Origin of the sequence: Marinobacterium sp. BA1 (assembly GCF_041155135.1) — a bacterium.
Classification (GTDB): domain Bacteria; phylum Pseudomonadota; class Gammaproteobacteria; order Pseudomonadales; family Balneatricaceae; genus Marinobacterium; species Marinobacterium iners.
In genome coordinates, this window is record NZ_BAAFHC010000001.1 from 650,060 (window position 1) to 665,044 (window position 14,985).

Genomic DNA, 14,985 nt, shown 5'->3' on the forward strand with positions numbered 1-14,985 from the left:
CTCAGATCGTTCAAGGAGTTTCCATGACAGCAGCAAATGCCGAGCAGATACGTGCAGCCATTGAGGCTTGGATTGATCCCGATACCGGGCTGGCCCTGGCGGACATTGGCCGGGTTGGTCCGATAGAAATTGATGACAGCCGCATCAGGGTTGTAGTTGAGCTGGGATTTGCCTGTGCCAGCCAGCACTCGAGGCTGCATGATGGCTTGAATGAGACGGTTAGCGAGATGTATGTAGGGCATACCGTTGAGATCCAGGTTTGCCAGCAGATTCAGGCACACCCCAGCCCTAAAAAGCTACCTGGCCTTGAAGGAGTTCGCAATATTATCGCCGTTGCTTCCGGCAAGGGTGGGGTTGGCAAGTCGACTACCACCGTAAACCTGGCGCTGGCGCTCGCAGCGGAAGGCGCACGGGTGGGTATTCTGGATGCGGATATTTATGGCCCCAGCCAGGGCATGATGTTGGGAATTCCCGAAGGACAGCGACCCGAAACCGCGGAAGAGAAATACTTCCGTCCGATCGTGGGGCATGGCATTCAGTCCATGTCGATGAGCTATCTGGTCGATGAAAACACACCCATGGTCTGGCGAGGACCAATGGTGAGTGGCGCCATGCAGCAGTTGCTGAACCAGACATTGTGGCAGGATCTGGACTACCTGCTGATCGACATGCCGCCCGGCACCGGCGATATCCAGCTGACGCTGGCGCAGCGGGTACCGGTCAGCGCGGCGGTCATTGTCACTACGCCACAGGATATTGCTCTGCTGGATGCCCGCAAAGGGATCGAGATGTTCCGCAAGGTGGATATTCCGGTGCTTGGAATTGTCGAGAATATGAGTGTGCATATCTGCAGTCAGTGTGGCCATGAAGAAGCGCTGTTTGGTGCTGATGGTGGCGCGCGCATCGCGCAACAGTACGAGACAGAGCTGCTGGGGCAGTTGCCGCTGGCGCTTGCGATTCGTGAGCAGACCGATGCCGGCAAGCCGACGGTGGTTGCCGACCCCGAAAGTAGCCATGCCCAGCGCTATCGAGAAATTGCTCGGAGCATGGGCGCGCGGCTGGCAAAAAAATTAACTACAGCGGGGAACTCAATTCCCACTATTCAGGTCAATAGTGACTAGTACAGCGAGATGAAATTTTCCGCCCCAGTGTTACACCGGGGCGGTTTTTTTTGCCCAAAACGTATAGAATGGTGCGTTGATTTGCCAACAGACTTTCAGGTGAACAGGCAGCTATGGGTATAAAGTCGGATCGCTGGATTCGCCAGATGGCGGACAAACACCGCATGATTGAGCCGTTCGAGGCCGGTCAGGTACGACGTGCCAATGATCAGCCGATTGTGTCCTACGGGACCTCGAGCTATGGTTACGATGTTCGCTGTGCGGACGAATTCAAGATCTTCACCAACATCAACTCCTCCATCGTGGATCCGAAGAACTTCGATCAGGGCAGCTTTGTTGATGTGCAGTCTGACGTTTGCATTATTCCTCCCAACTCGTTTGCACTGGCACGTACGGTCGAGTACTTCCGTATCCCGCGAGACGTACTGACGATCTGCCTGGGTAAAAGTACCTATGCTCGCTGCGGTATCATCGTTAACGTGACACCGCTGGAGCCCGAATGGGAAGGACATGTAACCCTCGAATTCTCCAACACGACGCCACTGCCGGCCCGTATCTATGCCAATGAAGGCGTAGCTCAGATGCTGTTTCTCGGCGCAGATGAGGTTTGTGAGACCTCCTATAAAGATCGCAGTGGCAAATACCAGGGACAGACGGGTGTTGTTGTTCCGCGAACCTGACACGCTTTAACATCATTGGTGTACATGAATTCCAATCCTGATTTGAATCAGATCCGCGCTTTCTGGCAGCAGATTGAACAAACACTCGATCAGCTGCTGGATAGTCAGCAGGATATGCAGTTTGATGCCGACAACCTGCTCGATACCTACCGTGTCTCGCTGCAGAAAATCGACCGTAATCTGACCTTCCACTTTGAGCGCGAGCATGAAGAAGGGCCGGTCGAGATGATCTTTGGTTGTGACGGCTATCCTGAGTCGATCCATGCTGTACTCAGTGTGGTGGGTGCTGCGCCTGAGCTCAGTGGCATCAACTTTCGTGCCTTCAATCACCGCTATGATCCAGTACCGTCCTGCGTCAACCTGGGTGAAGAGTACTGTGATATTGAAGAGTTCTGGTGTTCACTGCGCGTGATCGAAGGCAAGCTGCACCTGGCCATCTATCTGCAGGATTCTCCCAAAATACTGGAGATGGATCCGCGGGTTGAGGCGGTGATGATTTTCATGGATGCTCTGATTGGCGAATATGAGCTGATGACCCGGATCTGGGCGCTGGACTGGTGCGAACTGCCGGCAGAGCCACTCGATTTTGGTCTGATACCCTTGCTGCAGCTGCGTGAGCAGTTTGACAAGCTGAAAGATGACGTTAAACCTGTGGGTATTACCATTCACTAAGCAGGGTTTATCCTGCAGATGGGCGGAGGCACGGCATGAGTCGTCGGCTGGCAGATCTTATGGACAGGGTGCGGCAACGTTATGTACGCACCATGCAGGAAAGTGGTCAGCGTGAGCCTTACATCACGGCACACCGGGTGTGTCAGCAGATGCTCAATCTTTCACCGTTAGCTCTGGCGGAGTTGATTGCGGAAGATCCGAAACTGCTGTCAGCACGTGCCGGTGAGCTGGTGGAAGATCCTGCCGAGATTGAAAACCCAAGTATTGGCGTAATAGTGACCAGCAATATCTGTGCGGCGGCGCTTGAGGGGCTGCTGGCAGTGGCAGTCAATCGTGAGTGGCTCCAGATCGACAGCGATGACCGTATTCTGGTCGATGCGTGGGAGCTGGACAACATTCCCGAAGTTAAAAGTGTGGACTACAGTGATGTGGCTCCACCTGATCTTAGTCAGCGCCAGAACAGCCAGTTGTCTGTGCTGTTTAATGCGGCCGAGAAAGCCTATCTCAAGCAGTTGGGGGAAGCCCCTCATGATGCCTATCAGCTGGCGCTGCAGGTATCTTCGGATTATGTGGTGTTTGCGCCGGATGATCTGGCACCGCTGATACAGGAAAACCCGCTTCTGTTAGGACTCCGTGCCGACGAATTGGTAGATGAAGACATGTTTGAAGGTGATCCGCCTGCCGGGCTGATCATCAGTGCCCACTTGACTGAAATGCTGCTGCAGCAATTGCTGGAACTGGCTCAGGAGCAGGGTGCCTTGCCGCTGGACAGTGCTGGCCAGCTGATTTTGCCTGAATCGGATGAAGATGCGCCCACGCTGCATTGAGTGGCTTGCAATGTGCCGGCGACTCGGTATCACAAAAGTATAATAGTAAAAAGCCGGCAACTGCCGGCTTTTTACGTATTCAAGGTCGGTATTTATTGAGCTGCGGTCGATGACTTCAGCCATTCATCCAGTGACAGCAGGTCATCGGGGCTCAGCGTGCCCAGCTGTTGCTTGAAACGGAACAAGGTGGACACATGATTGAATCGTGCAGTTGCGTAGTCCAGTCGGGCTTGATACAGCGCCTGTTCGGCCTGCAACACATCCACCACGTTGCGGGTACCCACGTTGAAGCCTTCTTCAGTTGCACGCAGGGCCGTCTCGCGTGATTTGATGCTTTGCATCCGGGCTTTCACGCTCTGGACGCTGGTTTGCAGGTTGCGCAAGAGTGAACGGGTCTGTTCCGTGACCTCGCGATACCGGTCCTCACGCTCATACTGGGCGGCATACAGGTTCTGTTGCGCCTCGCGTACCTGAGAACTTGTGGCGCCTCCGCTGAACAGCGGTACGCTCAGAGTCAGGGCTACCGAACTGCTATCCTCCCAGGGGCGACTATTGAATTCAGATTCACTGTAGCCATAGTTGGCTTCGAGATTCACGCGCGGATGATGGCCTGCACGTGCAATCTGACTGTCGCGGCGGCTGGTTTCAATGCCAAGCTCGCTGAGTTTGAGGGCCAAGTTGCCGCTGCGTGCCTTTTCGAGCCATGGCGCGGGCTCAGCCGGTGTAATCGGCTCAATCGGATAATCCTCGCGCAGCAGGTCGACCGTGGTAAATTGCTGTCCCGCCAGTCGCTCCAGTGCTTCATAGCTGTTGGTCAGGGCGCCTTCAGCATCGATTCGCTGTACGACAGCATTATCAAAGGAAGCCTGGGCTTCCTGTACATCGGTGATGGCAATCACGCCAACCTCAAATTGCGCGTTTACCTGCTCCAGTCGGCGCTGCAATGCGCGTTCTTGGGCCTGAGCGGTCTCCAGCGTGCTCATGGCACGCAGAACGCCAAGGTAAGCGTCAACCGTGCGTTGGATCAGCTGCTGCTGGTCAAGATCGAATTGAAGCGATGTCTGTTCTGTGATCAGTTGGCTTTTCTGATAACCGAACCACTTGGCAGTGTCGAATACCGGCTGTACCAGAGAGACCTGCCAGGCGCGATCATCTGCGCTCTGGTCACGATAGCCATCATTACTGTGTGTGTAGCTGCCACCGGCATTGATCTGTGGCAGCAGTTGCGCCAGCCCCTGAGTCTCTGCTTCCTGCCCGGCCAGGTAGCGAGCTTCTGCGGCCTTGAGCTGAGGGTCGTTATCCAGTGCCATGCGGTACAGATCGGCAAGAGCCGCTGCACCAGCAGGTGCACTGCTGAAGCTGGCAAGGGCCAGCAGCGGGATGAGTTTCCGTTTAATGCGTTTCACTGTGCAATACTTCCCTTGTGTGATGTACGGGCCGGTCGTTGGGTTCCGGAGCGGGCAAAATCTGCTGCCACAGCATATCAATTGCGTCATACAGTGGCTGGCGGCTATCTTCAACTTTCATCCGCAGCAGTGCGCCTTGCCAGTAGTCCCAGATCAGGCGCGCCAGGGCACTGGCAGAGAGGTCGGTGCGGACACTGCCTTCCTGCTGACAGATCAGCATATCGTCATTTATGGCATCGATAACACGCTGGATTGCATCGCGAATGGCGTGCCGAAAATCCGGTGAGGCCAGAGCCATCTCTCCGGACAGGTTGGCCAGCAGGCAGCCGATGCGCTCGTTTTCATCAGAAAAGTCTTCGATCAGGCGCAGCATCATGGTTCGCAGCTTGTCGGCGTGGGAGCCCTGAATGCGGCTGAATTCTTCGCGCCACAGGTCCATTTCCAGTGCCTGATAGTGTTCGATGACTTCGATGGCGAATGATTCCTTGCCGCCGAAATAATTGTAGAAGGAACCACGCGAAACGTCACAGGCATCCAGAATCATGCTCAGGCTGGTGCCGTGATAGCCGTGGCGCTGGAAAAGGTGGTTGCCAAGATCCAGCAAGGCTTCGCGGCTGTGTACCGGGGGTCTGCCTCGTGCCATTTAATTGAACCGATCATTCCAGAAAGGCGTCATTGTGCATTAACAGACTGGCCAGTTCAATAATCTGTCACTCAAATCCCGCGCTGTTTCTTTTCTTTTCTCAAGCGGCTGTCCGCCAGCAGCAGCAGCTCATCACCACTGCCGTTGACTTCTGACAGCAGAGCCAGGCCGGCACTGGCATGAAAGGCTGACCCCAATGTCTGTGTCATGGCGCGGTTGATCTGATCCAGGCGCTGTTGTAAAGGCGGTGGCGTGTGTTTGACGGGAAGCAGTAGGACGAACTCGTCGCCGCCAAAACGGAACAAGTGGTCATCAGGACGGCAGATGTGGCGCAGACGGTCGGCAAACTGGCACAAGACGCGGTCTCCTTCGTGCTGGCCGTGCAGATTGTTGATTGCCGAAAGGCTGTCGATGTCGATCAGTGCCAGCAGACAGTCACGGCCGGACTGCTTCCGCTCCTGTTCGCTGCCGGCAAGGGTGTGATCGAGTGCGTCGCGTCCGGGCAGTTGTGTTAAAGGGTCCAGCTGGAGAGCAGGGCTGCGCTCACTGCTCTCCAGCTGTTCCGGTTGCCAGGCGCTGATAAGATCGGCGCAGAGTTGCATCAGATGGATACTGTCAGCCAGGCTGGCTGTTTTCTCGGCCCCCCACAGGCTCAGGTGTCCCAATGGGTTGCCATTGCGGGAATCCACGCGCTGTGCAATCCAGAGTCCCTGATCCCCAAGCAGGGGATCGCGCACTCTGGCTTCGTTTCGGTCCCATTCCAGAATCAGGGTGCCGGGCTGGCCTTGTTGGTAGAGCGGAGCGGCTGAGCTGTTTTTTAGCTCCAATGTTTGCGGTGGCAACAGCTGTTGTCCGGACCAGTGTCCCATCAGAGCTAGCTTATCAGTGCCCTGCAGCTTGCAGCCAGCCGCCTCGGGCCAGTCAAGAAGGGATGCCAGCAGTTGCGGCAGAATAAAGAACGGATCGCTGCCTGAGGCCAGGGCAGGCATCAGTTCCTGCAGCAAAGCTCGCTGCTGTTGTCCGGCACGGTGCCCGCACGCCAATATCAGGTAGTGCTCATCCGTTTTCAGGCGCTCAAAGATCACGCCCTGACTGATCAGAATGTCGTTATTTTTGCTGTCACTGCTCCAGTCCAAAATGCTCTTGCGCTGCTTTTTCGGCAACTGTTCAAAGGCCTCGTTGCTCCATTCGGCTTTGGAGTCCTTCAGCAGCAGGGCTGGAGCGGATGTGTCGGTGAGCAGTCGAGTCAGAATTCTGGTTTTCATGGCAGTGTTCGATCAGGATAGGGGATACAAAAAGCCCCGGACTGTGCCGGGGCTTGTGTTTAGCGTTCCAGTGCCGCCTTGATGCGGCCGATTGCATCCTCAAGCACATTCAGGCTGGTAGCGAAAGAAAGTCGCATGTTGCCGGGTGTGCCAAAGGCCGATCCAGGCACCAGTGCTACACCGGCTTCCTGCAACAGGAATTCGGCCAATGCAATGTCATCATTGAACTCGGGGCGAGAGTCGATCACCTTGTGGAAGCTCGGGAAGGCGTAAAAAGTACCGTCCGCCCGGATGCACTCGACACCGTCGATCTCGTTCAGTGCATTGACCACGAAGTCATGACGCTGCTTGAACGCATCGACCATCATGGCGACACAGTCCTGCGGGCCGTCCAGTGCTGCCTGAGCGGCCACCTGCGCGATTGAGTTCGGGTTGGACGTGCTCTGCGACTGAATTTTCTTCATGGCGCCGATCAGCTTGGCCGGGCCTGCCGCGTAACCGATACGCCAGCCGGTCATGGAGTAGGCCTTGGAAACGCCGTTCAGCACGATGGTGCGATCATACAGCTCAGGGCAGGCGTTCAGGATGTTGCAGAACGGCTGATCGGTGAACAGGATGTGCTCGTACATGTCATCAGTGGCAACCAGTACCTCCGGGTACTTGTTCAACACTTCGCCCAGAGCCTTAAGCTCTTCCAGTGTGTAGGCCACGCCGGATGGGTTGGAGGGGCTGTTCAGTACGACCAGACGGGTACGCTCGGTAATGGCATCATCCAGTTGCTGCGGCGTGATCTTGAAACGCTGCTCCTGGGTGGTGGTGATGATCACCGGCTTGCCTTCGGCCACAAGAACCATATCCGGGTAAGATACCCAGTATGGGGCAGGGATCACGACTTCATCGCCCGGGTTCAACAGAGCCAGCGCCATGTTGAAAAAGCTCTGCTTGCCACCGCTTGAAACCAGAATCTGGTTGGGGGCGTAGCTGAAACCGTTCTCACGCTCAAATTTGGCAATCACCGCTTTCTTCAGCGCCGGGGTACCATCAACGGCAGTGTACTTGGTAAAGCCGTCCTGAATGGCTTTGGTCGCCGCCGCCTTGATATGTTCCGGGGTGTCAAAATCGGGTTCGCCGGCGCCGAGGCCGATGATGTCTTTGCCTTCAGCACGCAGCTCGGCAGCACGATTTGTGACGGCCAGTGTGGGTGAAGGTTTGATGCTGTTAACGCGGTCGGAAAGTTGCACGTCCAAGCCTTGGTCCTCTCTGTAATCGGTGCAAGGAATCCATCAATGCATAGCCAAAAGAGCATACAGCATAACGCACCGGGTCTGAATGCCCCGTTATGAAAAAATGCGTATCGGCGGGCGTTGCAGGCTGGTTTCTGTGTGTTGCATCAAAACAGGTATAATCGGCGGCTGGTTTGAAACAGGTGGAAAAATGAAACAGAGGTTCAGAGTACAGTCGGCATTTGCGCCCGCCGGCGATCAGCCGAAGGCAATCAGTGAGCTGGTTGACGGGCTGGAGTCGGGGCTTGCAGCCCAGACCCTGTTGGGCGTGACAGGGTCGGGTAAGACCTTCACCATTGCCAATGTGATCGCCGCCGTGCAGCGCCCCACCATTATCATGGCGCACAACAAGACGTTGGCGGCACAGCTGTATGGCGAGTTCAAGGAGTTCTTCCCGGACAATGCGGTTGAATACTTTGTCTCCTATTACGATTATTACCAGCCGGAGGCCTATGTGCCGGCGTCTGATACCTTCATCGAAAAGGACGCCTCGATCAATGATCATATCGAGCAGATGCGCCTGTCCGCTACCAAGGCGCTGCTGGAGCGGGATGACGCCATCATCGTGGCAACGGTATCTGCCATTTATGGTTTGGGCGACCCCAAGTCCTATCTGTCGATGATGCTCCACCTGGACAGAGGCGATGTGATCGATCAGCGTGATCTGTTGCGCAGGCTGGCAGAGCTGCAGTACACCCGTAACGATATCGAATTCCATCGTGGTACCTATCGGGTACGCGGTGACGTGATTGATGTGTACCCGGCTGAATCGGACAGGGACGCCATCCGTATTGAGCTGTTTGGTGACGAGGTGGATCAGATCGCCTGGTTCGATCCCTTGACCGGCGAAGTCTTGCGCAAGGTGCCACGCGCCACCATCTACCCCAAAACCCACTACGTCACACCGCGTGAAACGCTGCTTGAAGCCACCGAGCATATCAAGGAGGAGTTGCGCGAGCGGCTGAAGCAGCTGCGCGACAACAATAAGCTGGTGGAAGCACAGCGACTTGAACAGCGTACCCTGTACGATATTGAAATGATCATGGAGCTGGGCTATTGCTCCGGCATCGAAAACTACTCGCGCTACCTGTCCGGTCGTGATCCCGGACAGGCACCGCCCACCCTGTTCGATTACCTGCCTGACAGCGCGCTGCTGGTGCTCGACGAGTCTCATGTCACCGTGCCGCAGATAGGCGCCATGTATAGGGGCGACCGCTCGCGCAAGGAAACCCTGGTTGAATACGGTTTCAGGCTGCCTTCAGCGCTGGACAACCGGCCGATGAAGTTTGAGGAATGGGAGCAACAGGCGCCACAGATGATTTTCGTTTCCGCCACGCCCAGCAAGTACGAGGCCGCGAATGCTCAGCAGATTGTAGAGCAAGTGGTACGGCCGACCGGACTGGTGGACCCGCAGGTTGAAGTACGTCCTGCAAGCAATCAGGTGGATGATCTGCTGACCGAAATCAACCTTGTGGTCGCACGCAAGGAGCGGGTGATCGTAACTGTACTCACCAAACGAATGGCTGAGGATCTCACTGAGTATCTGGCCGAGCATAATGTGCGGGTGCGCTATCTGCATTCGGATATCGATACGGTTGAACGCGTGGAAATTATTCGCGATTTGCGCATCGGCGAATTTGACGTGCTGGTTGGTATTAACCTGTTGCGTGAAGGGATCGACATGCCGGAGGTATCACTGGTGACCATTCTGGATGCCGACAAGGAGGGCTTCCTGCGTTCGGAAACCTCCATGATCCAGACCATCGGTCGCGCGGCGCGTAACGTCAACGGGCGTGCCATTCTTTATGCTGATCGCATGACAGGTTCGATGCAACGCGCCATTGATGAAACAGAGCGGCGTCGCAATAAACAGATCGCCTTCAATGCAGAGCATGGCATTACACCCAGAGGCATCAGCAAGTCCGTGGCCGATATCATGGAGGGTGCCAGCCAGATTCCCGGCAAGCGTGGCAAGGGCGGCGCGCGCAAGGCTGCCGAACCGGATGCCGAATACCGGGTTGATGCCCAGCTGCTCAGCCCTGCAGAGCTGGCAAAGACCATCACGCGTCTGGAAGACAAAATGTACGAAGCGGCCAAAAATCTGGAGTTCGAGCAGGCAGCCCGCTACCGGGACGAGCTGGAACGTTTGAAGCACAGCGGTTGAGGGTATCCGATGCTGGAGTGGAGTGTATTAATAGTGGCTGGATATCTGGCAGGGGTGCTGAACTCAATTGCCGGAGGCGGCTCTTTTCTGACCTTTCCGGCGCTGGTTTGGGCCGGCGTGCCCCCGATAACGGCAAATGCCACCAGTGCCGTGGCCGTATTGCCCGGGTATCTGGGCGGTGCGGCCGGGTTTCGCAAGGAGTTGCGCAGTCTGTCCATGCGAGAGCATGTGCAGATGTCGGTTGTGGGTCTGGCTGGCGGCTTGGCAGGAGCGCTGTTGCTGCTGGTGACACCGGCCGAGCTGTTCTCGAAAGTGGTGCCGCTGTTGTTGCTGTTGGCAACCTTGATGTTTGCCTTTGGTCAGAAGCTGCTGGCCCTGGTGCGCAACAGTGAAAACCCCCTGCATCTGCTGCCAGGCCTGTTTGTGGTGGCAGTCTACGGGGGCTATTTTAATGGCGGGCTGGGAATCATGTTGCTGGCGATGTTTGCAGCCGCCGGCATGGCAAATATGTTACTGATGAACGGCCTGAAAAACTGGCTGTCATTCGTACTGTCGATGATTTCCGTTGTGGCTTTTGCCATCGCCGGCAAGGTGCTTTGGGTTGAAGCATTGGTGATGATGCTTGCGGCAACGCTGGGCGGCTATCAGGGTGCTGCCCTGTCGCGCCTGTTGCCGGTTGCCTGGGTCAAGGGCGGAGTCGTAGTTGTGGGTCTGATGATGACAGTGGTATTTTCCCTGCGTGCATGAGGGTGCAGGTTGAAAATTGTAAACCAAGCAAAAAGGATGTGGCGAATCATGCAGGGAGTGAAACAGGTACTCTGCCTGGTCAGAGCAGGCGTGTTTGGGCTGGTATTGCTGTTGGTGACGACCGTGGTGACGGCTGCAGGCATCAGTGACTATTGGCACTACGACGAGTATTACCGGCAACATCCTGAGCAGAGGCCCTGGCTGGCTGAGTTGACTGAAGCGGTTCGCCAGCGCGCTGAGCCTGTTGAGACAGACCTGCAGGCGAGGCCGCTGCGCATCGCCATGGTATATCCCTCTCTGCAGGCATCAAGTTACTGGCCGGACAGCGAACGGGCCCTGCAGCAGCGGCTGAACCAGCTCGGTATTCGATATCATCTGGAAGCACGCTATACCGAGCCGAATATCCAGCTGGTCGAGCAGGTAAACCAGATACGTGAACTGCTGGACTGGCAGCCGGATTACCTCCTTTATACCCTTGATTCATCGCGCCAGCAGTCGATCATCGAGCGACTGATCCAAAATACGGATACGCGGCTGATTCTGCAGAACATCACTACGCCGCTCAAGGCATGGGGTGACCGCCAGCCACACATGTATGTCGGTTTCGATCATGCTGAAGGGGCGCGTCTGTTGGCTGATCACTTTGAGAAACGTTTTCCTCAGGGTGCCGACTACGGTGTGCTGTTTCGTAGCCAGGGTCTGATCAGTCAGTTGCGCGGAATGACCTACATTCAATCGGTGCCCGAGAGTCACCGTCTGCGCAGCAGTTATTACACCGATTCCAGTCGAGTTGGAGGGCGCAAGGCGGCGTTGCAGATGCTGCGTGAACACCCCGAGCTTGACTACATTTATGCCTGCTCTACTGACGTGGCGCTGGGAGCAGTGGATGCCCTGGCCGAGCTGGGAAGAGCTGATGTGGTTGTCAACGGCTGGGGTGGCAGTCCCGCCGAGATTGAGCAGCTGCGCCTGGGGGGGCTTAAAGCAGTTCTGATGCGCATGAATGATGACAATGCCATCGCCATCGCGGAAGCGATCAAGCGTGACCTTGAGGGCAAGCCACAGCCGTTGATCTACTCCAGCGATTTTGTCGTGCTGGATGACAGCATGAGTGTGGAAGAAATACAGGCGTACGAGGCGCAGGCGAGGCGCTACAGCGCAGGCGGATATTAGTCGCATGGGCAGGCTGCGCTTCAAAACGCTGACATTTTGGCTGACATTGGGCATCTCGCTGATATTTGTAGCCGTGTTTCTGGTCGTTACCTTCATCCAGTCACGCAGTGTGATTGAGGAGCAGGCATATACACTCAATCGCAGCCTTGCTCTGCGCTATGAAGAGCGTGTAACGGACTATCTGCAGCGAATTGAAACCGAAGTCTTGACGTTGGCGGCCGATCGTACCCGCATTGAAACACTCTACACCCAAAGCCCTGGCCGGCTTGAAACCGGCTTTGAGCGGTGGGAGGAAAGCCACGAAAACCGTCGCTATGATTTTGTGGCGCTCTCTTTTTTTGAGTCGGGGCGTTGCCTGTTGTCGCTCAGTTATACCCCTGAACTTAACCAGTTGCCCTGTGAACAGCTGATCAAACAGCATGGCAGTTTTCAGTACAAGGGCTGGAAACTGCTTGAGGTGGGTGGTGAACAGCTTGCCGTATATTCGGTGCCGCTTTACCTGCACGACAGTGGCAAGATCGTTGGCCAGCTACTGTCGGGGATGCGCCTGGGTGGGAATCGCTATTTGCTGAGCTCCATTCTGGTCAAAAGTGACAATTTACGTCATTTGGCGCTTTTTGATGGTGACCGAGTGCTGAGTCGGCTCCAGCCGGAACTCGAATCCAGTAATTCGGTTATGGCCCAAGATCTGGTGCTCTCGAACGGACTTACTCCGCTTGGGCCGCAGCTGCGGATAGGTTTGCTGGCTGATGCCAGTGCGCAGCGTCAATTACGCGATGCGCTGGCGGAAACGCTGCTGTATGGCTGTCTGCTGGCACTGGTCGTCTCGCTGCTCTCGTCCTTTTTGTTGTCATCGGCGGTTGACCGGCAGTTGCAGCAATTAATCAGCCTTACCCGTCTGGCCAACCGTCAGAGCAACACCCGTTGGCCGCAAAGCTATATTCGGGAATTCAATCTTATAGGCGAAGAGATCATTGCGATCGTTAACCGCCTGAAAGAGCGAGAGCAAACGCTGGAAGGGGTCAACCAGAGACTGTCACAGAACATTGAAGAAAAGCGCCAGATCCTTCAGCACTTGATGCAAACCCAGGAGCGTGAACGACTGCGGCTGTCGAACGAGTTGCACGATGATATGGCGCAGCTGCTGGTTGCTGTACGCATGCACCTGCAATTGCAGCGTCAGGAGCTGGAGCAGGCTCGCTTGCCGCAACAGAACCTGCAGTTGGCCGCCGAGCTGATCGACAATATCTATGACACGGTCTACAACCGAATCAGGATGCTGAGGCCTTATGAGCTGAGTGATTTTGGCCTCGGTGTGAGTCTGACCAGTTTACCGGCCGTGAACTTGCTGGAACAGCTTGATTACGCAGTTGAATTTGATATTGAACAGAGCCGGCCGCTCAAGCCTGATCTGGTATCGAATTTGTATCGCATCGCACAGGAGGCACTGTCCAACGTGACACGCCATGCAGGTGGAAGCTGGGTACTGGTACGCCTTCGAGACGAACCTGACGGGCTGCGTATGACTATCGCCGATGACGGTGTAGGCTTTATGTCGGAACAGAATGGTGGAGTCGAAACTTCTGGTTTTGGCTTGATGGGGATTCGTGAGCGGGCAGGGCATCTGAATGCTCAGGTTGAGATTCACTCCGACCATGGGGTTAGCATTGATCTGCTGATCCCGCCTGAATATGCGTATTCATTTGTGGATCTGTGTGAAGGACCAGGGGAGGCACCTACGTAAAAACACGTATCGCATATTGCGTAGTATGCGGTATCGGCTGCGTAGAACCACTCCCGTCTCTGGGTGGTATTTCCGATACCGGCCTGTGCCTTTGCTGTCGATAATGTCATGGCTGATGACTCGTCTGAGTCATTGTCAGACTCGACAACAGAGGATAGATAACAACAATGCTTAAATTTACCTTTGCCCGCAAACTGATGGCCGCTGCTGCCTGCGCCGCTGTCATGGTTAGTCCCGTTCAGGCGGCCGAGAAAGTCCACAAACTGAAACTGGCTGAAACCTGGCCCACGAATTTTGGCGTTTTCAGCGAGCCGGCTCGCCGCATGGCAGACCTGGCCAACAAGATGTCCAATGGGCGTCTGGAAATCAGTATCGATACTGCCAACAAGCACAAGTCAGCCTTTGGCGTTTTCGACATGGTACGTGCCGGCCAGTATGACATGGGGCACTCAGCGTCCTACTACTGGAAAGGCAAGGTGCCCAACACGCTGTACTTCACCACCATGCCGTTTGGCATGACCGCTACCGAACAGTATGGCTGGTTCTACTACGGTGGTGGCATGGAGCTGATGCAGAAGGTCTACGAGCCGTTCAATCTGATGTCTTTCCCGGGCGGCAACACCGGTGTGCAGATGGGTGGCTGGTTCCAGAAAGAGATTAATACTGTAGAAGACCTGGAAGGCCTGAAAATGCGCATTCCGGGATTCGCGGGTGAAGTGCTGGCCAAGCTGGGTGCCAACCCGACCAACATTCCGCCGGGTGAGCTCTATACCTCTTTGGAACGTCGCACCATCGATGCACTGGAATGGGTGGGGCCTTCCATGGACCTGCGCATGGGCTTCCACAAGATTGCACCCTACTACTACACCGGCTGGCATGAGCCTGCAACCGAACTGCAGTTCCTGGTCAACAAGCGTACCTTTGACAAGCTGCCTGCAGACCTTCAGGAAATCCTGACCACTGCCATGCGCGTTGCGGCCTATGACATGACCATTCAGTCGCACCATGAGTCCGGTATGAACTGGGCCACCATGAAGGCGGAGTTCCCGAATGTTCAGGTCAAGCAGTTCCCGCCGGAAGTCATCCAGGCGCTGAGTAAGGCCAACGATGAATTGCTGGCTGAGCATGCCGCCAACGATGAGCTGGCCAAGGAGATTCTGGACTCCCAGGCCGAGTACATGGGTGTGGTACGTCAGTGGACTGACATTGCAGACCGTGCCTACCTGAACAGCTTCGAGTAAGCCTGTTCTCTTCGAGGCTCCG

General features: G+C 55.7%; 13 protein-coding genes. 9 read left to right on the forward strand and 4 right to left on the reverse strand.

All coding sequences use genetic code 11. From position 1 onward, the window contains the following. Positions 1–23: 23 nt before the first annotated feature. The 4 genes from apbC (at position 24) to ACAM29_RS03220 (ending at position 3,300) form a co-directional block, all read left to right on the forward strand. Positions 24–1,121: an iron-sulfur cluster carrier protein ApbC gene (gene apbC, locus ACAM29_RS03205; RefSeq protein ID WP_369623185.1), complete on the forward strand. Its 1,098-nt coding sequence runs from the start codon at positions 24–26 to the stop codon at positions 1,119–1,121. A 113-nt stretch (positions 1,122–1,234) separates the two neighbouring features. Beyond that, complete coding sequence (gene dcd, locus ACAM29_RS03210; RefSeq protein ID WP_091823599.1) at positions 1,235–1,801, forward strand: dCTP deaminase; 567 nt, start codon at positions 1,235–1,237, stop codon at positions 1,799–1,801. A 24-nt stretch (positions 1,802–1,825) separates the two neighbouring features. Continuing rightward, positions 1,826–2,473: a hypothetical protein gene (locus ACAM29_RS03215; RefSeq protein ID WP_091823596.1), complete on the forward strand. Its 648-nt coding sequence runs from the start codon at positions 1,826–1,828 to the stop codon at positions 2,471–2,473. 35 nt (positions 2,474–2,508) lie between these two features. Beyond that, the gene (locus ACAM29_RS03220) at positions 2,509–3,300 is read left to right on the forward strand and encodes a hypothetical protein (RefSeq protein WP_369623186.1); all 792 of its coding nucleotides are present in this window, start codon (positions 2,509–2,511) and stop codon (positions 3,298–3,300) included. A 92-nt stretch (positions 3,301–3,392) separates the two neighbouring features. Here the strand turns inward: ACAM29_RS03220 and ACAM29_RS03225 are convergent, their stop codons facing one another. The 4 genes from ACAM29_RS03225 to ACAM29_RS03240 form a co-directional block, all read right to left on the reverse strand. Next, the gene (locus ACAM29_RS03225) at positions 3,393–4,706 is read right to left on the reverse strand and encodes a TolC family outer membrane protein (RefSeq protein ID WP_354405956.1); all 1,314 of its coding nucleotides are present in this window, start codon (positions 4,704–4,706) and stop codon (positions 3,393–3,395) included. After that, positions 4,693–5,349 carry a TetR/AcrR family transcriptional regulator gene (locus tag ACAM29_RS03230; RefSeq protein ID WP_369623187.1) on the reverse strand — a complete coding sequence of 219 codons (657 nt, stop codon included), beginning with the start codon at positions 5,347–5,349 and terminating at the stop codon, positions 4,693–4,695. The genes ACAM29_RS03225 and ACAM29_RS03230 overlap by 14 nt, the downstream gene beginning before the upstream one ends. Positions 5,350–5,420: 71 nt before the next feature. Then, positions 5,421–6,614 (reverse strand): GGDEF domain-containing protein, encoded by a 1,194-nt coding sequence (locus ACAM29_RS03235; protein WP_369623188.1) that lies wholly within the window; start codon positions 6,612–6,614, stop codon positions 5,421–5,423. A 59-nt stretch (positions 6,615–6,673) separates the two neighbouring features. Continuing rightward, positions 6,674–7,861: a pyridoxal phosphate-dependent aminotransferase gene (locus ACAM29_RS03240; protein ID WP_369623189.1), complete on the reverse strand. Its 1,188-nt coding sequence runs from the start codon at positions 7,859–7,861 to the stop codon at positions 6,674–6,676. Between the two features lie 187 nt (positions 7,862–8,048). Between ACAM29_RS03240 and uvrB the strand changes: the two genes are divergently transcribed. The 5 genes from uvrB (at position 8,049) to ACAM29_RS03265 (ending at position 14,963) form a co-directional block, all read left to right on the forward strand. Beyond that, positions 8,049–10,061 (forward strand): excinuclease ABC subunit UvrB, encoded by a 2,013-nt coding sequence (gene uvrB / locus ACAM29_RS03245; protein WP_369623190.1) that lies wholly within the window; start codon positions 8,049–8,051, stop codon positions 10,059–10,061. A 33-nt stretch (positions 10,062–10,094) separates the two neighbouring features. Beyond that, positions 10,095–10,808 (forward strand): sulfite exporter TauE/SafE family protein, encoded by a 714-nt coding sequence (locus ACAM29_RS03250; RefSeq protein WP_369623191.1) that lies wholly within the window; start codon positions 10,095–10,097, stop codon positions 10,806–10,808. 48 nt (positions 10,809–10,856) lie between these two features. Further along, the gene (locus ACAM29_RS03255; protein WP_369623192.1) at positions 10,857–11,978 is read left to right on the forward strand and encodes a substrate-binding domain-containing protein; all 1,122 of its coding nucleotides are present in this window, start codon (positions 10,857–10,859) and stop codon (positions 11,976–11,978) included. A gap of 4 nt (positions 11,979–11,982) precedes the next feature. Next, the gene (locus tag ACAM29_RS03260; protein ID WP_369623193.1) at positions 11,983–13,722 is read left to right on the forward strand and encodes a sensor histidine kinase; all 1,740 of its coding nucleotides are present in this window, start codon (positions 11,983–11,985) and stop codon (positions 13,720–13,722) included. A 167-nt stretch (positions 13,723–13,889) separates the two neighbouring features. Further along, positions 13,890–14,963 (forward strand): TRAP transporter substrate-binding protein, encoded by a 1,074-nt coding sequence (locus ACAM29_RS03265; RefSeq protein WP_091823572.1) that lies wholly within the window; start codon positions 13,890–13,892, stop codon positions 14,961–14,963. The last annotated feature ends 22 nt before the right edge of the window (positions 14,964–14,985 follow it).